This is a genomic window from Candidatus Ozemobacteraceae bacterium, from assembly GCA_035373905.1.
Lineage (GTDB): Bacteria > Muiribacteriota > Ozemobacteria > Ozemobacterales > Ozemobacteraceae > MWAR01.
Genome location: DAOSOK010000007.1, coordinates 146,239 through 165,163, shown reverse-complemented (window position 1 = coordinate 165,163; position 18,925 = coordinate 146,239). Strand labels below are relative to the sequence as shown.

Here is an 18,925-nt window from a genome sequence, read left to right as displayed (position 1 = left end):
TCCCGACAGAGGTTCCCCTCAAAACCCGTACCAGAACGCTCACTGAGAATTGCTGGACACGGAACGCCACGATTGATAGCTCTCGGGGCTGGTGATATCGTGAAAGAAGCCGGTGGGCCGGCGGTAAAGCATTTTGGGAGGAAGTATGAGAGCTACGTTCGCGTTGACGGTTCTTCTGGCGATGGTATGCGCATCCCCTGTCATGGCTCAGCCGCCGCAGGTTCAGGATAAGGGCCGGCCGGAAATCGGCGCGGCGCCTGGGCAACGCCATTCGCCCCCCGGAATGCACCAGCGCCCGCAGGATCTCGTCTTTTTCGGGCTGAGCCGGAAGGGAGAGGAGTTCAAGCCGTTCCTGCTGAGCGTGCCGCCGGTTCCCCCGGCCGGGCCGCGGGCCATGGAGGAGAAGGACAAGCCCGGACAGCAGCGCAGGAGCCACGATGGCTCGCCGGACATGGGGCCGCAGAAAGGTCCGGGACAGCCGCCCGCGCCTCACGGCTTCCTGGGGATCGATGGCGAGGGCCACGTGGTGAGCAACGTCGAAGTAACCTTCGAGAAGAATGAGGATGACCCTCAGGGGCAATCGATCGTGAAGAGCATCAGGGCGACCGTTCTGGATGCCGCGCCTCTGGCCGTCGATCCGACCGAAATGCAGAGAAAGCCCGAGGAAGAGCGTCAGGAAATCATGCGCGGCTTTGAAGAAAAGCTCCGCGATGCCAAGGAAATCGGCGCTCTCCAGCTCACGTTCACCCTGCGCCGCGATTTGAAGGCCCCCAACATGATGGACATCGGGATCCTCACCGGCGAAGGCGAAGCCACCATCAACGGCGACGTATCCAAACTCCTCTTCATCGCCCCTCCGCCCGCCCCCAAGCCTGGCCGCCGCGTAGGCCAGCACCCCGACGCCCCGGAGCCGGCAGGAGACGAACCCCCGGCTCCTCCCGGAGAGGCCGCCCAAAACTGAGGCCCAGCCTCCGGTTCTTCATCACGACGAAATCGATCTCTCGCTTCGAGACGTCCCGCAAAAAAGGGACGTTCCCAAGGGCCGCAAATTCAGCGTCTGGCAATCAGAACCATGATGCCTGGTTTCTTTTCCGAAATATGTGCCTAAAATTAATACTCTTTTGTTTTTTTGCGGCGGTTCTCGAAATCGCTTATCCGCTCTATGCAGCGAGCCTGAATTTCCTCTCGTTTGGCAGGGGTGAGACGTTTAGCCACAATGTCTCGCGTCTTTGCATCGTCTGCATTCTGGCGAGCTGCAAGATTCACCCAGAAAAATCCGTCTTCCGAGTCTTCTTCATAACCATATTTTCTCTCCCCGGGTTCGTAGTATTCTGAAAACAATTGTTCGATTGCTTTTTTCCAGAGGATTCACGAAGCTCATTTTCAACGTTGCTCTTTCCGGTTCGCTCGCGGAAAGGCCTGCTCGTGATGGCATCCAGCGCCCGGTCCATGCGTCTGGCGTTGAATTCGTCGCCAAAGGGCATGGGCCCGTATTCCCGAACGTCTCCGAACGTCGGCGGGCGATCATCGTAAAGAACGGGTTTGACGGCGGTGATGACGTTCTTTCCGTCCAGTTCGAGGATCATCGCCGCCCAGAATGAGCCGTGACAGCAGTTCGTGAAGAGTTTCAGACAGCCGTAGCAGATGGAGCCGTTCTCATGGAGTTCCCAGCCGTTCGCCGCGGCCTCTTTCAGCTTGACGGCCCTGCCAACGTATGCATTCAGCCGCTCCTCGATCATGACCGGGGTTTCGGAAAGAGCGTCGAAGGTTTCCATGTGCTTCTCGAGCCAATCCCGCTCTTCGACCACCTTCCCGCCCTCGAGCCTGGGAACGTCGAGAAATCGTCCGATCTCTTCAGCGATCTGTTCTTCGTCATCGTCGGTGACGGCGCATTGAATCGGTCTGCCATGAGCGGGCCCGGAGGTGGCATTGGCGTCGAGGCAGATCGAGGTGATGCGGAATTCAGCGTCGGTTTCGATCCTCGCGTAAATGACGACCGGCATTCCCGGCCCGCCCCCGAAGTTCAATACGCCCATGTCCAGCATCTCATCCCGGTCCGGCGCCTTCCGTCGAACGATGTGACCGGTGATCTCGAAGCCGCCTTTGATCGCCACGAACCGCCATTCAGGCCCCATGCGGCATGGATCGACCATTTTCCCGTAGAGGTCGTCGATGTCAAAGCGTTCCATCGTGTGCTCCTTCAAAACAGTTTCCCCCCATCAGGCTTCCGAATTGAAGCCCTTCAGCAAAAGTCGCCACCGCGATGCCTGCCTTTATAATGGTGCTTCATCGCTCTAAAGCCTCTTTCTTTCCTGCGGGATGACAACATCAGACGAGTGATACGGCGCATTTTGTGAAGGTATGTAGCCAAGTTGATACTATATAAAATAAACTATTTCTTATACAGCCGAATTGTAGCACTAACCGATTCACAGCGCAAGGCATACAATGTGAAACAGGATGATTCGCACTCGCCAAAGGGGCTTTACAGCTAAAGGCTGATGCGGTATGATGTTCTCAGAAGTATATATCGATTGCATTTCACTGAGTTCATCTATTCCACAGGCGACGGCCCGATGAAAGAACTGAAGGGATTCAAATCCGATGTCAGGGTCTGCAATGGTCTTGCAGACTGGAGCCAGGAGGCCAAGGCGGCCCTCCACAAAGCGATCTCAAACGACGGCGATTTCACGACCGGTTGGTATTCCGGCGGCCCAAAGGGCGGTTTTGCCAGAATTTCGCGGTCTGGGAAACAATATACGATCGAAGTCCGATTATCCGTAGACGACAACAGCGTGGGCAAATCCTCATTCGTGTCTGCCAGTAGACTCTCCGGCACGGTGCTGAAAAACATCCATGAGGTGATCGATATGCTCCACACGCATCTCTTGAGGCGCAGGAAAGGCGTTCCCGAACCCTCCCGCTGTGAGGAACCCGGGCATCTGCATGAGGCTCGTAACAATTTGAGCCTTCTTGAGTCGGCCGTGAAAAATGCCCGGGAGACTCGGAGTCGGCTTGGGCATATCCGCCAGCGTGTTGATGCACTTGTAAGAACCGTAGAGCAAATATGTCACAAGTTCCAGGAGTATACGAAATTTACGAATATACTACAGTATTCATTCGAGACAAGGCTTGCCAAGACGTTTGCACTCCGGTTTCAGCATGTCGATGGGCAGGAAACGATGCGTCTGCTCGTCTATCTCTCTGATTCGACGCTCCCCTCCTATCACCTCTGCACGGATCAGGAAGTCGTCATCGTCGGCCAGAAGAGGATTTCACCGCTTCCAGACCAGTATCTGGTCCCGGCTCTCCATGCGTTGAAAGGCGTGATGACGCACGTCGCCGACGGCGTCGAGCACATTGCCTCAGCCGTGGAATTCGCCCGTTCCCGGCTGGCTTCGATATAGCTCCGGAGGCACAGAGGAAAAACCAGCCATGCCGATCCTGTATGAGCGAAAATCTCCGCCGGGCTATTACATCAAAACAAGTCGCAGCGACAACAAGATCACGTACCAGATACGGGCCGAGGGGGAAGCCATTCTGCGCTCATTCGGCCTCCTCGTGAGCGAGAAAAAGCTGTCGCATGAGACGCTCTACCTGATGCGGATGCTGGATATGATCTATACGAACGCTTCCGGCACCACGCCATCCCCAGGTGGGGCGATCTTCGAACCCTCAGAAGACTGGATGCCGGTTTCTGAAGCCAGGCTTATCGAAAAACTTCGTTCCTATCTCAAAAACAGAACTTCTCCGGTCAAGGGGCAGTCCAGTCAGTCTGCATCGAAGCCGGGTGTTATACCGACAGGCACGTTGACCAGGCCTGACACAAATCTCAAGCCGGAACTCAAGCTGATCAACATGTCAGGCCGAACGGTTCATCTTCCGGGCGCCAAAGTCATCACTCCCCAGAAACAGGGCAAGGAGCGATCAGTCGGTAATGCCGCACGCCCGGCTCCAGTCAGCAAAACGCCACCCAGGCCGACTGTCACGGGCCCTTTGCATAGACCGAAATCGCAGAAGCAACCGCAGTCGAAGCAGCAGGCCGGGACGGCGAAAGAGTTGGCCGGCCGACTCGCGACGAGCATCATCGAATTGTGTGAAATCTATCAACTCAACCTCAACGCCTTATGGAGCGCGGGGAATCCCAATACGTCCGGGAAATGGCCTGCCTCTCTTTCACATGCAACCCTCGGTTCGTTCAAGACGCTCGTCCTTCACGGCGGCGCCCAGGGGGAACCGGCATATCATCTTCTGTTCGGCTGCTCGATCCCCACGAGCAACGGCACTGCCGTCGAGTTACCCGCCGAAAAAATGACGGCGGCGCTCCGCTGCCTCAACGAAATTGCCGCCCGGCTTCTGGCTCACCACAAAGCCATGGAAGAGGCCGGCCATGTCGCTCTCGTTCATCTGAATGAAATATCTGCGACCATTCCTTCACTGCGCCGGCCCGGTTAAGGATGCTGAACGGTCTGAGAAGCTCGAATCGCCACCGGCGGCTGATCTGCCCCTCGGGCAGCGCTTCTTTATCGAGGGAATGCTGGATAATCGTGGCTGATTCGTCATCCTGATCGGGACAATCCTAACGGCTGACGTCTTCCTCTCCGGGGCGGGAACTTCCGGCCTCGATCACCCGTGAGAATATTTCTGTGTCGGTCTTTCCTGCTTCCGAGTCCTGAAAACGCTGCTGGGAGCGGGTTCGGCCGGAGATATATGCGTTCAGTGTCAAACGAAAGTTCTGTCGAGGTATATATAATTTCTTGAAATACTCAATGAGATGTTATATAACAAAGCGCATGAACTCGGTCGGTGGCAGAAAACAATTGCCGATGGGAATTCAGGAGGAATGATGAAAAAGCGAAAGATCGGATTTGCCGGTTGTCTCATCGGAGGCCTTCTGCTGCTTGCCGGGTGCGGTGGCGGCGGAGGCGGAGGAGGGGGCGGAAACCCTGTCGCACCTGTGACGCCTCAGGACCCCCTCACGACGCTTTCTCAGAGTCTGACCGCTGAGGACTATATACAGGCATCTAGTATTCCCCATGAGATCATCACGATCGGCATCGTTGCCGGGCTTCTTGCGCAAAACGCCCCCTCGACGAACAGCATTCGCGCGACGTGCCGAGCGAGACAGGCGCCCATGCGGTACATCCGGGCAAATACGACGGTCACCCGTGGAAGTGATGGCTGGTATCGGCTGGAAGCCACGAATTATCCTGGAGACAGTGATTACAGCGCCATCGAGGGCGATGGGTTCAACTCGATTCGCGTCCGATATGTCGACGGCTCGGGGCAGACGCAGGATGGCCCAACCTCTGACACGAAAAAGTGTGAGCTCGAAGCGACGGGGGAAACCGATTACGGGTTGATCAAATATGCAAATTACACCGTCAAGTATGAGCTGGCTCTTCCGGCGGGGCAAACCGACTGGCTGGGAGCTTCCCAGCTGATCATTACTGCTTCTGAAAAGGGAACATATACGATTGTTGAGCGATCCTTCGCATATGCGAGAAACGGCTCGGTGACGATCCGGGCTGCCGATGGTGAACTGGTATCCGGAGAAATCACCGATACCCTGACGTCTTCGGGAACTGTGTACAAAGCCCGGCATCGGGTTTCGAACGGAACCCTGACCTCGATCTACGAGGCTGACGGGAAGACGACGACCATCACGAATCGATCGGGACTTCTTGCTGATAAAACGGTGACATTTCAGTGGAGCGCCGACGAGAGCCTTTTCAAAAACGATGGTTTTCTCACGCTCAATCTGAACGGTCTCCGAGTCTCATATCTGAAAGCGATGAACGACCGCCTCCATGAGGTATATCCGCCATTTCCGGTGGGTGGAAGTTATGCGGATACCACGTATGCACGGGTATTCCAGTATGCCTGCACGGCTGATTCTGAGTTGAAATCTCTTGTGGATTTCATCCTTGAGAATTCCCGGAGCGGCGCCATAAACAATCCCGTATCCTATGTTATAGACCTGGTGACGAACGGTGTTGAATATCAATATGACCAGCAGACCTACTTCGATCAAGAGTATGTCGCTCTTCCGGGGGTTGGCCTCTATTTTGGAAAGGGTGACTGTGAGGATCGGGCCATTTTGCTGGGCTCATTGCTCTATCGCCTCGAAGGAGACGTCATCTTCGTCCTTCTTCATGCAGCCAATGGCGGTCAGGGGCACGCTTGTCTCGGTCTGGCCGTTCCCCCGAGCGTTGAGGCGGAAATGGGCTCTGGCCGCGTCTACTGGACCTACCAGGGCAAGAAATACTACTACCTCGAAGCCACGGGGCCGAATCCCCTGGGCATTCCGAACAGCGTTCTCGACAATCTGAACATGGTGGCCCTGATTCCGCCCGTATCTACGAAGCCAGTCATCAACGCAAACATCAGGGATGTTCTCCGTCGGAATTGATCGGGAAGTTCAAATACAGCACCCGCAGCATTATTTTATATACGAAAGGTTATAGCAACATGAAAAAGATGTGTGCCACTCATCTCCTGATGAACATGTCCGTGTTTCCGTTATTTGCCGGGGACTCCGTTGTCTCGAACGCGCCCGACAAGGCATCGGAGTCGACGACGACGTCGAATATGTCCCTCGAAGAGCGAGTGAAGCAGATCCGGGAAAAAGGAGCCAGGCTTCTGGGAATCATGCAAAGCCGACCGAGGTGAAGCCGAGTTCGGATTCCGGAGCTCTCACCACGAATGATTCGGTGAAGCTGATCCTGCTGGATCGACTTCGGTCCGGGGCATCCAGGAAAGGCGACCGCGTCAACTTCAAGGTGGATGAAGATGTCTACGACAATTCGAAGAATCTGGTCATTGCGAAGGGGACGGAGGCTTTCGGTACGATCCTGAATTCGAGGCCGTCTGGAGCCTGGGGCCGCCGCGGGGCGTTGGACGTTTCGGTCGATTACACGTTCGCAGTCGACGGCCAGAAGGTTCCCCTCCGGGCGCAGAAGAACAGGGTTGGTGGCGGAAACAAGGGACTGATGACGGCGGGGGCGATCCTGGTCGCGTGGCCTTTGGCATTCTGTCGCGGTTCGAACGTCACACTCGAAGCCGGTACTCAGATCGTTGCGTTCGTCGATGACAATATCGCCGTCGCGATGAACGGCACCCACAGCGAAAATGGGGCTCCCAGGGCGGAGCCGGCGGTTGCTGAGAGCGTTGTCGTCCCGGATGGGCACAAGCTGATTACGTTGAACAACGGTGACAGATTCGTCGGCAGGATCACCGGCATGAATTCCGGGGCTTATACGATCGAGACGGCGCATGGAAGTTTGAAAATCAAGGAAGAAGACATCAAGAGCATCGCAGCAAACTGAACAGACCGCTCGGCGAATGCGCATCTCAATGGATTCCTGAGGCCGGCCTGCCGGGCGCCGGCCTTCGGGGGTTCAAGGATCGTGAACAAAGGTGTCGGTGAGGCTCGCTCTCTGCTCGTTGTGACGCTCGCTCGGCCTGATGTTCTCCGCCATCATCTGCTAAAGATGGCCGCGTAACGACCTTCTCGGATTTTCTTGCCAACCATACGCCAATGGCGTATATCATAACGTATGATCTTCATCGAAACCCCGATATTTACGGAAGACGTGCTGGAAACCCTTTCCGACGAAGAATACGGCGAATTCCAGAAGGTTTTGAGCCTTGATCCGGATCTCGGCGACCTTATTCCGGGCGGGGGCGGGCTCCGGAAAGTTCGATGGTCGTTGCTGGGCAAGGGAAAACGCGGTGGGATACGAGAAATTATTACTGGGCGGTTTCCAGCGATATCGTGTATCTGCTGTTGCTCTACAAGAAAGCACGCCAGGAGAATCTGACGCCAGATCAGGTGGCCATTCTCAAACGCCTGGTGAAAGGGGAGCTGAAATGAAAAAGGAACTGTTCGGCCGGCTGGTGACGAGCATCAAGCAGGCCGGGAAGATCAACCGCGGCGAAGAGGCTCCAAGCCGGCGTTTCGACGTCACTCCCCTCGACATCAAGAAGCTTCGCGAGGACCTTCATAAATCTCAGCCTGAATTCGCCGCGATGATCGGCGTGAGTGTCGCCACCCTCCGAAACTGGGAGCAGGGGCGGCGCCATCCCATTGGGCCGGCACGGGCACTTCTGAAGGTCGTTTCTGCGAACCCGAAGGCGGTTTTGAAAGCCCTGGCTGCCTGACCGCCAGTGGCGCACGCACGGCCCGATGTTGTCCGTGTTGTTCTGGTGAAAAAGGCCTCGTAGAGCCAGCGATATGACGCAACGGTCGACTCTTCAACGGCGGATCGATGAGATCGTGCTGGATGGCGCCGTATTGGATATCTATACGGGCGAAGATGTCCTGGGCTTCCTGGTCGGGAAGATGAGCCTTATCCCTGGTGGTGTTGTATGGGGAGAGCCCCTCTTTTCTCCCGATCCGTTCTTCGATGAGTTTCAGTTTCATTTCGTCGAATACACAGAGGCGACGGACGACGGCGAAGAGATCACGTTCGCGATACGGAACCATGGTTTGGGCGCGAAGGAAATGCGCCTGGTTCCGATCGAGCTGTCCCCCAGGTTCGGCGGCGACGAGCTGGAGAAGATGAAGCCGGCCATCCGGAAATTTCACGATGACCTCGCTGGTGGCCAACTTCCAGGTTGGGAGCGACTGTTCCAACGTGCTCAGGATATGGCAAAGGCCGATATCCGAATCGACGCTGAATAGCCAAGCACCTCAAATTACCGTGAATATTATGTAATATATCTGTCCGGCAGAGGACCTCTGGCGGATGTGAGAGGGGCGTTGTTTTGGGGCTGAGATTGGGTTACTCTTGCTCGAATCGCTGTAGAGGAGGTTCGGGATGAACTACTGGATTATCGCTCTCCCACGGCCGGATATGGAGCATTGCATCAAGATCGGCACGTTCGGGAAGGATCGGAAAATCGCCATCGGGAAGGTGAAAGCCGGAGATAAAATCGCCTGCTATGTGACGGGCGAATGTCGGTTCATCGCCCTGGGCGAGGCGACCAGCGATTATTACATGGACGACAGCCGCATTTTCAAAGCCGACGGCATCTTCCCGGATCGGTTCGATTTCAAGGCAAAACTTCTCGGAAAGAACCGCGAGGCCGACATCAAGGAAATGGTCGACGATCTCCGGTTCATCACGAACAAACTCTACTGGTCCGTCTTTTTCCGCGCCGGCATCAAGCAGATTCCCGCCAACGACTGGGAATATATCGTAAATCGTATGAACAATGGAACAAACTTAAAAACGACAACCCGTTGAAGAACGAGTATCTTGGCTTGAAGAAATCATGTATCATCCCGCTACGGAGGAACGATGAAGAAAGAGAAGGATGCTCATCCGTCTTATCCCCAACCAACGTTGGTTGAAACTCTCTGCGAGCTTCATTTTGACTCCCCGGTAGCTCCGGAGGACCATCTCCATTGGTGTGGAGCTTTCTTCAACAAGGTCCAGAAGGATTTTCCACGGATGGAGCCTCAGCAGATCCTGGCGATGGGCGCCAAGATCGGCAAAGGCGGGGAAGTTCAGGAAATCAAGGTCCCCCGATTGCGGATGATGCTGAAGCATAAAAAGCGACCGCATCTTCTCCTGCTTTCCCAAGGCGTTTTGAGTGTGAATGAACTTCAACCGTATCCAGGGTGGAGCAAATTCCTCAATGACATTCATTTTGCATGGAAGACCTTGGGCGAAGTCCTCGATATTCGCGGGCTTCGAAGGATTGGATTGCGTTTCATCAACAGAATTCCGAAAGACCGGTGTGATGATCCGGTGAAGCTCTGGTTGAGGGAAAGCCCGCTATTTCCTTCTGCCGTCTTGGAGCAAACGGGGCTTTTTTCTTCCCGATTCGATCATCGCCCCGCGCCGGAGTTCCGTCAGATCGTCACTCTCGGCGGCAATTCCGGAATAGAAGACGGGCAACCTTGTCTCATATTCGATATTGATACCATTCTGGAGAAGGATCTTCCCTGGGAATGGCCGGTGGTTCGAGAGCATCTGGAATCGATGCATGAGAGAATCTGGGATGCTTTTTCACCCGCCTGCACCGATAGATACCTGAAGCTATTGAAAGGGAAAACGAAATCGTGACTTCGATTCAGCTCGACACTACGCTTCCAGGCAGCGAAAGCACCTACCTCGGATCGGAAACGATGCGGGCAGAGATGCGGGAGAGTCATGCTCTGGTTGGGAGCATGGGCATTTCGAATCCCAAGCTCAGGCGGTGGTCGGAAATCGAAAGGGACAGTCTGTTCGATATCATGAAAAAACTGTTGGTTCCGATTCAGGCTCTGCCCCGTAAGGAATCCAGATCGGAGCGCTATTCTCGACTGCTGGCCCGGCTGGAGGCGTGGAAAGAAGATGAATCGGGTTACGATGCTCGCGTTTGGCCCCTTGTCAAAAAAGGTCTGAAGGCGGATCCGGTCAAATGTCGCGAACCAGGAAGCTGAATTTCCTTCTCGATACCTGCATTCTTGGGATGCTTTGTCATCCCAAGCATGAGGAAAATCGGGCAGTGGTAGACTGGATTCAAGCCTGCATCAACCGGAAGACCGTTGCGATCAGGCTTATTTTACCGGAAATTGCAGATTACGAATTGCGAAGAAAACTCCTTCACATCGCTTTAAAGAACAAGGTGGCGACAACTCAAAGTCTGGAGCGACTCGACTTGTTTGGGGAAGACCTTGATTACTTGCCCTTGACCACCTCCGTTATGAAACGTGCTGCCGAATTATGGGCTGAGAGTCGCTCAAAAGGACGCCCCGGAGGGAAGGATGAAGCTCTCGACGGGGATGTTATTCTTGCTGCCCAGGCGCTTGAAGTGGATGGGGTCGTCATTACCACCAACACTCGCCATTTCAAGGGGATCGTTGAAGCTCAGGATCTCGATGCCCCCTTGCCGAGCTGACTTTGTCGCTGATCTACGAGACTCTTCCAGCGTTCTTGATCGAAGGAGCGTTGATTTGCGGCTGATGTCGCTTCGCTGGGCGAGGCTTCTGGGGGCGATATCTCAGTTGATTTGAAAAGTTTTCTTTTTCGAAGTTCGTTCATGTGTCACTCGTTCGATGTGTCGTCGGTGGGGATGTCGAAAAGGTCTTTCATCGTTGGGGATGTGGTGTCGGACGGGGCAGCGGGGGCGGCGGAAGGGGCTTTTTTGGAGCGGGAGACGGTCTTTTTGGCGCGTGAGGGCTTTTTCGAAGGCTCGGACTCGGGTTCAGGCGGGGTGGCGGCGCGGAGGGCGGCCTGGGCGATTTCGGCGGAGAAGTCGGGGGGAGGGCCGCGGCGGGCGAAGGTGCCGTCGGCGGTGAGCCGGTCCCAGGCTTCGAGGACGAGGCGGCGGGTGCGATACTCGCCGAACTGCCGCATCTCGTTATTTTTGAGGACGCGGAAGGTCTCGCCGGGGAACTCCTCGCCGTGGACGTCGGCCGGGTCGAGAACATACCGGAGTTCGTCTCGCGTTAATCCATACAGGTAGGCATAATATGCATCAAGTTCCGCTCGCAGGACAGCTCGGCGTTCAGGAATGTATTCGTATTGCTCTGGAATATCGTCAGAGTCGGCTGCCTGCCCTGAAATGCCAATGCAAAGTATATTTAGCGCTATTCCTCTTTGCCGGCAATCGGCAATGATGTCTCGGGCGACATCACGCATGTCGTTGGATATACAAAGCAATTCAAGCTGACGTTGTGCAATGAAGCCGAGATCAGCATCCGAATAGGCAGCCGCAGGCAATACAGCTATCTGCCTGAAGACATGATATTTCAGGTGTGTTCCACCGATTTTTTGCCGGGCAACATAGTCACATATGAGACTGTCAAGGTTGGCATTCAAAGCGGCGCATTGGACGGGAGTCGCATTAAAGGGGAATTTCAGGAGGAGTGTATCCCCTGAAGCTGCTCTAGGAAATATAGCGGCAATAATAGTGCGCTCGTTCGTCGCATTAGTAATGTCGCGCCAGCCCAGGAGCCATTTGGGGGAGCGGTGGATGATGAGGGTGGTGACGAAGGCGTGGATGTCGGCTTTCGGGCCTTCGGTGAGGGCGGCGAGAATCGAGCGGTGTTCTTCGTCGGTGAGGGGGTAGTCCTTTTCGGTCTTCTGGGAGCCGAGCCAGTCGGAGACGGCCTGGAAGGGGCCGCTGAGGCCGCCGCCAAGGATGTTCTGGACGATTGTGTTGCACTTCCGCGACTCACCGTGATTCTGAAAGTAGCCGGCCAGCCAGTAGGCGAGCACATACCGCATGACCTTGTCGTCCGAGTCTATCCAGCCCTGTTTCAAGCCGGGGGGGATGCGGGTGATCTTGAGGTAGACCTCTTCGGCGGGGACCCAGTAGCGGGGGAGGGGCTGGAAGGCGGGGTCGGCCTTTTCTTCGGGGGTGACGTTGCGGACGGTTTCGCCGTCGGTCTCGTAGGTGGCCCAGCGGTGGTCGAACTGGTGGATCATTTTCGCCTCATACAGCGGCAGCCAGGCGGGGTTGGGTCGGTCGAGCGAGGCGGTGTCGGGCGAGTCGGCCGGGCGGGCTTTCTCGTAGAAACAGTTGCCGCGCAGCTCCAGCCCCTGCGTCGCCGCCAACTGCGCATACGTCTTGAACAGCCCGCTGTCGTTCGACATGTCGAACATGCGCATGAAGGTGATGCCCCAGGGATTCCCCTCCGCGCCGGCGGCTTCGTTGATGAGAACCGGAATCCGGCTGTAGATCTTCTTCGTGATCTCGGCGTCGGCCGTGGTGCGGAACACCGGGCAGGTGCGGGTGTTCGGGTTGATGAGGGCGATGTCGGCGGCGGTCAGGGTGAAAATGCGGCGCTCATCTTCGAGATCCGATGGCTGCTGGGCAAAGAATGAGAAGACGCCTTTTGGCTCGTTCCTACCAATGGTCAGCAGAACGAACTTGTAACTGCGGTGAACGCCTGAGAAGAGCGGCAGACTGTTTTCGAAATCGGCCAGACGGGCCAGGCGGTTCGTGCCGCTGATTTCCCCGAAGAACTTCTTTGTGCTGTCATCCGTCGCGATGCCGGACGGCACGATGAGGCCGGCCCGGCCCGACTGGTTCGGGAGGTTGAGGAACAGCTCGGAAAAGAGGGCATAGGTGTTGACGTCGCCGCATCCTGTCAGGGGGAACCGGCCGCTTTCACGCGTAAACTGGCTGGCGGCTTCGGCGTCGTGCCTGGCCGCCTGGAATTCATTCCAGAGGGCGCGGTCCGAGGGCGGGGCGTCCGGCCGGTTCAGGGCCGCGATCAGGCGGCCACGGGCGGCCTGGTTGGGGGCGGCTGCGATGGCGGGGTTACGGGCCGCGAAGAACTCCTGTTCCTGGAGTTTGATGCGCTCCCAGGGGGGGTTGCCCAGGACGACGTCAAACCCTGGCGTGCGGCTCCCTGACAGCGTTCGGGCGAACACGTGCGGGAACTCCAGGAACCAGTGGAATGTCTGGTGCTTGACGGCCAGCTCCCGGGCGAAGTCGGCGACGCCGGGCCGGGGCGGCAGTTCGGCCAGCACCTTGTTGAGATCGGCGTTCGTCGGGACGACGGCCTTCGTTCCTGCCGTTTTGGTCGTGAGGAAGGCGCCGACGAACAGGTCGGCCCTCAGTCGGTCGCGATTTTCCCTTGAAGCGCTCACGGCCTCGGCCCAGGCTTTCTGTTTCGCGGCGATCTGCTCGACCGTGTCCTCGGGCATGGCCTCGAAGCGGCCTGCCTCGGTCGCCTGCTTCTGGAAGCCCTCCTGGTCGAAGAGATCGCCCTGCGTGGCATGGCCGATCTTCACCTTTTTGTTCTCGGCCTTCAGAGCCGAACAGACGGTCTTCTCGTCACCAGAAAGGGCCGCGTAGGCTTCAGGCGGGATGCCCTCTTCCATGATCTTCGGATCGAAGACGCCGACCAGCGAATCGCCGCATCGGATATGAGCGTCGAGGAACGAGAGGGGCTTGCCCGGCTCGATCGTCTCGATCCAGAGCGCGGTGCGGCACAACTCGACCGACAGCGGGTTCTTATCGACGCCGTAGATGCAGTGCCTGACCACCTCACGCAGGGCGTGGCGGCGCGTCTCTTCGTCAGGCACGTCGCTTGCCGACTCGATGCGGGCGATCTCGGCCGCCATCCGGCGGGCCGCCGCGAGAAGAAAATGACCGCTGCCGCAAGCGGGGTCGATGATGCGAATGCGCAGGAGCGCGGTTGTGGCGAGGAGGGAATGGGGATTGGCAATTGGCGATTGGCGATTGGGGAATGGGGGTGTGGGGGTCAGGAGGAGCGGCTTTGGAGGCTGCGTTGAAGGGCGAGGAGTTGTTTGCTGAGGATCGTGGTTTCGTTCAGAAGGGGTTGAATTTGGAGTTCGGTGCAGTAGCCCACGCGCCGGGCCAGGAGCAGGAATGTTTCCAGTTCCCGAAGACTGCCCTGAGATATCCGGAGGAACTGAAGGAATTCCCGGGTGCCCTGTCGACCCCAGCCCTCTGCGATGTTGGCCGGGATCGATGTCGAAGCACGACGAATCTGGCTCACCATTCCGAACAACTCCTCCCGTGGGAAGGTTTTCGTAAGTCGATAGGTCGTTTCCGCAAGATCCATGGCCCGTTTCCAGACTTCCAGATCCTGAAAGGACTGAATCGACATACTGTTTCTCCTCCTCCGTTCGCCACACCCCATTCGCCAATCGTCGCGCCTCCTCCAGGCGCGCCCGAATGACCGGTTCGAGGGTTGACTCGATCAACTCCTGCACCAGGCAGGGTGGGGTGTAGTAGGAGCCGCTCAGCTTACGTTCCGAGCCGCGAGAGGTTTCGTCGCCGGTGTCGCCGACGAAGCCGAACTTCCAGGGAATGACGCTGGTTTCGATCAGGGGGTGCAGTTCCAGCAGGCTTTCGTAGACCGAGCCGAGCTCCTCGGTGCCCATGTCGCGGTAGTTGACCCGGGCGAGGGTGTTCCCATTCGCGAAGAAACTCAAGGCCCGGATCGCGCGGAGCAGATGCGCGTTGCCCAGCTCCGCCGCATCGAGCGTGGGACACTGGTCGGCGCCGAACAGGCCGCCGAGGCCGGGCAGAGCCAGGGGGGCGCAGCCCTGGGCGAGGCCCCGGAACGTGATCCGGAGCGCCTGCCAGAGATCGGCGTGCTCGTCGTAGTTGCGCCGGCGCAGGGCCAGGTCGCGCAGCCGGGCCAAGGAATATCCATTTCTATACAACTCGATGGCTTCCTTCTGCTTCGAGTCGGGGTGGAGCGCACCGCGTTCCTCGGCCGTGAAAAGAAATAGCAGGCGATATACGAGCCGGAGCAGTTCCTGGAACAGCCGGTTGGGCGCGAGCGTTCCGTCGGCGAGGCGGGCGCGGAGGGCGGCGTTCCCGGGGCGGGCGACGAAGCCGGTTCCGAGCTGGCGGAGAGCCTCGGTGACGCCCTTCCGCAGGTTCTCCAGGGCGCGTTCGCCGGTCTTGTGGGCGTTTTCCCGCCAGGTCTCGATGACGGCACGCTCCGGCCGGGCGTCGCGCGGCTCGAACCGGGAAGCGTGGGCCAGGAGCCAGAAGGCGGCGAAGTCGGCGTAGAGGTCCTCGGCGAAGATGCGTTCGAGGTCCGCCTCGACGAAGGCCGGGCGGGTGAGGCTGGGGTTGTCGCGCAGGATGCGGATGCGGGCACCGTTGCTGATGATGCCCCAGAGCGCGGCATCCTCGGCGTTGAGGAACTCCTGCATGAGGGCGTGCGGGGATCGTTTGCGATGCTCGTCGCCGAACTGCGCGTCGGGCCGCTCCAGGTCGACGTCCGGCCCGGCGAGGACCATGGGCACGGCGCCGCCGAACGCCTGGAATCCGACCGGGAAGACGCGATCGCCCATGACGGCCGGCCGGCGGGCCGAGAAGTCGCGGAAGCACAGCACGTCCTGGAACAGGGCGCGCCACCAGCGGTCCATCCGGCCGGCCGTATCCTGCCATTCGGCCTTCGCGATGCGCCAGGCCCGGCCGATCTCATCCTTCAGGTTCAGGCCGCGCGCCAGGCCGTAATCCGCCGCCGCCTGGTGCTCGGCCCCGAAAGCCGCAACTTTGTGCAGAAACTCGGCCGGCATCAGCCCGCCCTCGATCCGCAGCGCCGTAAACCCATGTTCACGCGTCAGTCTGGCCATGATCGGTTCTCCTTACAGGCTCGCCACGGGGAGCAGGACGTAGACGCCGATGAGGTCGGCGGGGAGGCAGGGGGCGACCTGGTGGCGGCGGCCCTTCGCCTCGGCGGCCTCCCGGACACGCTGGTGGTCGGCCAGGAGGTCGGCGGCGCGGCGACGGGCGAGTTCGTCGAGGTGCGGGCGCAGGGCGGGGAGCTCATCGAGGACGCTCTGCACCTGGCGGGCGCGCTGTTCCGGGGCCATGTTCCGGCCCGGCATCGGCTGGGCCTCCATGAGGGCGAGAGCCTCGACCTCGTCGAGGATCCGGAGCTCGTCGGCATCACCGCGGAGGGCGACGGTCAGACACTCTTCGGCCAGCAGATGCCGCTCGTGGCGATATCTGCCGTCGATGCGTCGTTCGAGGGTGATCTGGCACCGAAGCCGCAGGAGAAGGAGCACCGTGCGTTCGGATACGGCCTGCGTGAAGATCGCGCCGCACCTGGCCGCCGGCATGTTCGCCGCGTCGGCCGGGGCGCCGGGCAGGGAGGCCGCCGCGAGGGCGCGCTCGGCCAGTTCGTCGGCGATCAGGGCGACGAGCGGATGGGATCTGTGGATGAACTCGGCACCGGCCGCGACGGGCGGTCGGAAGGAGAGGCGCAGGGGCTTGACGAAGCCGGCGCCGGCGAGGCGGTCTTTGAGCGCGGGCGGGAGGTGGTCGATGGGGAACTTCCGGTGGCCGCGAACCTCTTCGAGAGGCGCTCCGAGGCGTTCTGAGGCGCGGGCGAGGAACCGCTCGACGTCTTCCGGGCCGCCGAGGATGCGGTTCGCCTTGCTCCATTCGGGGAGGACGTCGTCGGGGCGCAGACGGCGCTGGGCGAAGATCGTGCGATTCTGGAGAGCCTTTTCCCGAGCCGATTCCCAGTCTGTCTCGACCTGGCGTTCGACGTCGCCGAAGTCGAGCATGGGCTGGTTGGGATCGAGCACCGAGCCTTTACGGAGGAGGACGGACTTCATGATGGCCTGGGTGACGGCGGTGTTGTCGCTGGGCATCGGCACGAGCACGCCGAGGGCCTTGCGGATGCGCTCTGCCTTGCGGAGGATGACGTTGAGGACGGCGCCGTCGACGGGGTTGTTGGCGCCGTAGAACATGAGGGCGCGCACGGCCTTGCGGGGCTGGCCGAAGCGGTCGACGCGGCCTTCCCGCTGTTCGTGTCGGGTGGGGTTCCAGGACAGGTCGTAATGGACGACGGCGTCGAACAGGTTCTGGAGGTTGATGCCCTCCGAGAGACAGTCGGTGGCGACGAGGACGCGGCGGTCGAACTCGCCGAGGGCCTCGACTTTTTCCTCGCGCTGTTCGGAGGCGAGCTCGCCGGTGACGCACTCGACCTTGAGCGTCTCGGTGCCGAGCGCCTGGGCAAGGGCTTCAGCGACGTAATGGGCGGTCGCGATGTAGCGGCAGAAGATGACGGGGTTGAAGCCGTCTTTCACCAGCCCCGTCACCTGGCGGACGATCTCGGCCAGCTTTGGGTCGTCGGCGGGACCGCGCAGGGCTTCGGCGCGCTCGATCAACGCCAGGAGCTGACGGCCTTCAGGCGAGGCTTCGGCGATGGTTTCGGGCACACCGGCCGGGACGTTCTCGTCGGCCGAGAGAAGCTCGATGTCTTCGCCGTCGAACACGGTTTCAACGCCCTGCCGGTCAATCGCGTCGGCCTGGGCGTCTTCGGACAGGTCGGCGACGGCATGGAGGCGGGTGCGCAGGGCGATGACGGCGGCGGCGGGGCTGGAGCTGATGCAGCGGAGCAGGGCCAGGGCGGCCCACCAGCTCATGCGCTGGTGGAGGCGGCTTTTGGCCTCTGCGGCGAGGACCATCTCGCGGGCGTAGCCGGTGACGTCGTCGAACAGGCGGCCCCAGGCGCCGGTGAGAGCGTAGGTCATTTCCTTCACCTGCCGGTCGGGGAAGACGGTCGCGTCGCGCCACTCGTCGATATCCGGCCGCTGGCGCTGGACAAGATGCACGGCGAGTTGCTCGCGCAGGTTGCGGCGCTCGACATCGGTGAGCTGGGAGAGGGTCTGGAATCGCGGGTTCAGAAGGGCGAGAAGGTTGTCGAACGCGGGGTCGCTTCCGCTGTGGGGCGTCGCGGTGAGGAAGATCATGTGGCGCTGGTCATTCTCGGCGAGGCCCTTGAGGAGCTTGAACCGCTGGTGGCGGGTGTCGGTGCCGGCCTGGACGCAGGTGTGGGCCTCCTCGACGATGATGCACTCGGGGCAGGCTCGAAGGAACTCGTCGCGGCGTTTGTCGGACTTGATGTAATCGAGGGAGACGATGGTGAAGGGGTGGACGTCGAAGACCGAGGTGCCGGCCGGCAGGCCGCGTTCGAGGCGGCTCGCGGTGCCGGTGCGGACGACTTCGGCGGCGAGGTTGAACTTCGATGCGAGCTCTTTCTGCCACTGCTCGCACAGGTGGGGGGGGCAGATGACCGAGAAACGCCTGATCTCGCCGCGATCGAGCAGCTCGCGCACGATGAGGCCGGCTTCTATCGTCTTGCCTATACCAACGCCGTCGGCGACCAGCAGCCGGACCGGGTCGAGCTTGAGGGCCATCAGGAGCGGCACGAGTTGGTAGGCGCGCGGCTCGAAGGCGAGGTGGCCGAAGCTGCGGAACGGGCCGGCCCCGGCCCGGAGTTTCAGGCGCAGGGCCTCGCGCAGAAGGAGACCCGATGCCTGGGACCCTGACGTCGCGGGATCGGGCGGAGCGAAGGTGGCGGCCCGGGGCGGCACCGATTCGAGTGGCACGTAGACCTGGACGGCGTCTTCCTCAGCCCCGCCCAGCGGTCGCAGATGTAGAACGTCCGGCCGGCTCTCCGGCATGACGATCCATT

The 18,925-nt window shown here is 59.4% G+C and carries 16 protein-coding genes and 1 pseudogene; 13 read left to right on the top strand and 4 right to left on the bottom strand.

Going from position 1 to position 18,925, the window contains the following annotated elements:
- Positions 1 to 145 precede the first annotated feature (145 nt).
- On the top strand, positions 146 to 961 hold the full coding sequence (locus tag PLU72_05370; protein ID HOT27595.1) for a hypothetical protein: 816 nt from the start codon (positions 146 to 148) through the stop codon (positions 959 to 961).
- Between the two features lie 301 nt (positions 962 to 1,262).
- On the opposite strand, the gene PLU72_05365 is transcribed toward PLU72_05370, so the two are convergent.
- Positions 1,263 to 2,189: a hypothetical protein gene (locus PLU72_05365; protein ID HOT27594.1), complete on the bottom strand. Its 927-nt coding sequence runs from the start codon at positions 2,187 to 2,189 to the stop codon at positions 1,263 to 1,265.
- A 387-nt stretch (positions 2,190 to 2,576) separates the two neighbouring features.
- On the opposite strand from PLU72_05365, the gene PLU72_05360 reads away from it, so the two are divergent.
- The 12 genes and pseudogenes from PLU72_05360 to PLU72_05305 all read left to right on the top strand — a co-directional run bounded on the left by PLU72_05360 (position 2,577) and on the right by PLU72_05305 (position 10,893).
- Positions 2,577 to 3,407: a hypothetical protein gene (locus PLU72_05360; GenBank protein ID HOT27593.1), complete on the top strand. Its 831-nt coding sequence runs from the start codon at positions 2,577 to 2,579 to the stop codon at positions 3,405 to 3,407.
- Positions 3,408 to 3,435: 28 nt separating this feature from the next.
- Positions 3,436 to 4,455 (top strand): hypothetical protein, encoded by a 1,020-nt coding sequence (locus PLU72_05355; protein HOT27592.1) that lies wholly within the window; start codon positions 3,436 to 3,438, stop codon positions 4,453 to 4,455.
- A gap of 391 nt (positions 4,456 to 4,846) precedes the next feature.
- The gene (locus PLU72_05350; protein ID HOT27591.1) at positions 4,847 to 6,412 is read left to right on the top strand and encodes a hypothetical protein; all 1,566 of its coding nucleotides are present in this window, start codon (positions 4,847 to 4,849) and stop codon (positions 6,410 to 6,412) included.
- 59 nt (positions 6,413 to 6,471) lie between these two features.
- A complete protein-coding gene (locus PLU72_05345) occupies positions 6,472 to 6,672 on the top strand; it encodes a hypothetical protein (GenBank protein ID HOT27590.1) in 201 nt (66 codons plus the stop codon).
- Positions 6,669 to 7,328 (top strand): hypothetical protein, encoded by a 660-nt coding sequence (locus PLU72_05340; GenBank protein HOT27589.1) that lies wholly within the window; start codon positions 6,669 to 6,671, stop codon positions 7,326 to 7,328. The genes PLU72_05345 and PLU72_05340 overlap by 4 nt, the downstream gene beginning before the upstream one ends.
- A gap of 231 nt (positions 7,329 to 7,559) precedes the next feature.
- Positions 7,560 to 7,876: pseudogene (locus PLU72_05335) on the top strand (hypothetical protein).
- Positions 7,873 to 8,163, top strand: a complete 291-nt coding sequence (nadS, locus tag PLU72_05330) for a NadS family protein (GenBank protein ID HOT27588.1) — start codon at positions 7,873 to 7,875, stop codon at positions 8,161 to 8,163. The pseudogene PLU72_05335 and the gene nadS overlap by 4 nt, the downstream one beginning before the upstream one ends.
- 73 nt (positions 8,164 to 8,236) lie before the next feature.
- Positions 8,237 to 8,686, top strand: coding sequence for a hypothetical protein (locus tag PLU72_05325; protein ID HOT27587.1), 450 nt, complete (start codon positions 8,237 to 8,239; stop codon positions 8,684 to 8,686).
- Between the two features lie 136 nt (positions 8,687 to 8,822).
- Complete coding sequence (locus PLU72_05320) at positions 8,823 to 9,251, top strand: EVE domain-containing protein (protein ID HOT27586.1); 429 nt, start codon at positions 8,823 to 8,825, stop codon at positions 9,249 to 9,251.
- A 54-nt stretch (positions 9,252 to 9,305) separates the two neighbouring features.
- Positions 9,306 to 10,076 carry a TIGR04255 family protein gene (locus PLU72_05315; GenBank protein HOT27585.1) on the top strand — a complete coding sequence of 257 codons (771 nt, stop codon included), beginning with the start codon at positions 9,306 to 9,308 and terminating at the stop codon, positions 10,074 to 10,076.
- Entirely contained in the window at positions 10,073 to 10,435 is a 363-nt protein-coding gene (locus tag PLU72_05310) for a hypothetical protein (protein HOT27584.1), read from the top strand. The genes PLU72_05315 and PLU72_05310 overlap by 4 nt, the downstream gene beginning before the upstream one ends.
- Positions 10,414 to 10,893 carry a PIN domain-containing protein gene (locus PLU72_05305; GenBank protein HOT27583.1) on the top strand — a complete coding sequence of 160 codons (480 nt, stop codon included), beginning with the start codon at positions 10,414 to 10,416 and terminating at the stop codon, positions 10,891 to 10,893. Before PLU72_05310 ends, PLU72_05305 begins: the two co-directional genes overlap by 22 nt.
- Before the next feature lie 146 nt (positions 10,894 to 11,039).
- Here PLU72_05305 and PLU72_05300 read toward each other — a convergent pair whose 3' ends face one another.
- The 3 genes from PLU72_05300 to PLU72_05290 all read right to left on the bottom strand — a co-directional run bounded on the left by PLU72_05300 (position 11,040) and on the right by PLU72_05290 (position 18,914).
- Positions 11,040 to 14,123 carry an N-6 DNA methylase gene (locus PLU72_05300; GenBank protein ID HOT27582.1) on the bottom strand — a complete coding sequence of 1,028 codons (3,084 nt, stop codon included), beginning with the start codon at positions 14,121 to 14,123 and terminating at the stop codon, positions 11,040 to 11,042.
- Positions 14,124 to 14,212: 89 nt separating this feature from the next.
- Positions 14,213 to 14,581, bottom strand: a complete 369-nt coding sequence (locus PLU72_05295) for a four helix bundle protein (protein ID HOT27581.1) — start codon at positions 14,579 to 14,581, stop codon at positions 14,213 to 14,215.
- Between the two features lie 1,501 nt (positions 14,582 to 16,082).
- Positions 16,083 to 18,914 carry a helicase-related protein gene (locus PLU72_05290; protein HOT27580.1) on the bottom strand — a complete coding sequence of 944 codons (2,832 nt, stop codon included), beginning with the start codon at positions 18,912 to 18,914 and terminating at the stop codon, positions 16,083 to 16,085.
- Positions 18,915 to 18,925: the final 11 nt, after the last annotated feature.

Bases quoted from the DNA above. Each gene is read 5' to 3' on its own strand.
- PLU72_05325 (HOT27587.1), top strand. From the start codon at position 8,237: ATGACGCAACGGTCGACTCTTCAACGGCGGATCGATGAGATCGTGCTG.
- PLU72_05295 (HOT27581.1), bottom strand. From the start codon at position 14,581: ATGTCGATTCAGTCCTTTCAGGATCTGGAAGTCTGGAAACGGGCCATG.
- PLU72_05360 (HOT27593.1), top strand. From the start codon at position 2,577: ATGAAAGAACTGAAGGGATTCAAATCCGATGTCAGGGTCTGCAATGGT.
- PLU72_05365 (HOT27594.1), bottom strand. From the start codon at position 2,189: ATGGAACGCTTTGACATCGACGACCTCTACGGGAAAATGGTCGATCCA.
- PLU72_05370 (HOT27595.1), top strand. From the start codon at position 146: ATGAGAGCTACGTTCGCGTTGACGGTTCTTCTGGCGATGGTATGCGCA.
- PLU72_05345 (HOT27590.1), top strand. From the start codon at position 6,472: ATGAAAAAGATGTGTGCCACTCATCTCCTGATGAACATGTCCGTGTTT.
- PLU72_05305 (HOT27583.1), top strand. From the start codon at position 10,414: ATGTCGCGAACCAGGAAGCTGAATTTCCTTCTCGATACCTGCATTCTT.
- PLU72_05290 (HOT27580.1), bottom strand. From the start codon at position 18,914: ATGCCGGAGAGCCGGCCGGACGTTCTACATCTGCGACCGCTGGGCGGG.
- PLU72_05320 (HOT27586.1), top strand. From the start codon at position 8,823: ATGAACTACTGGATTATCGCTCTCCCACGGCCGGATATGGAGCATTGC.
- PLU72_05355 (HOT27592.1), top strand. From the start codon at position 3,436: ATGCCGATCCTGTATGAGCGAAAATCTCCGCCGGGCTATTACATCAAA.
- nadS (HOT27588.1), top strand. From the start codon at position 7,873: ATGAAAAAGGAACTGTTCGGCCGGCTGGTGACGAGCATCAAGCAGGCC.
- PLU72_05315 (HOT27585.1), top strand. From the start codon at position 9,306: ATGAAGAAAGAGAAGGATGCTCATCCGTCTTATCCCCAACCAACGTTG.
- PLU72_05350 (HOT27591.1), top strand. From the start codon at position 4,847: ATGAAAAAGCGAAAGATCGGATTTGCCGGTTGTCTCATCGGAGGCCTT.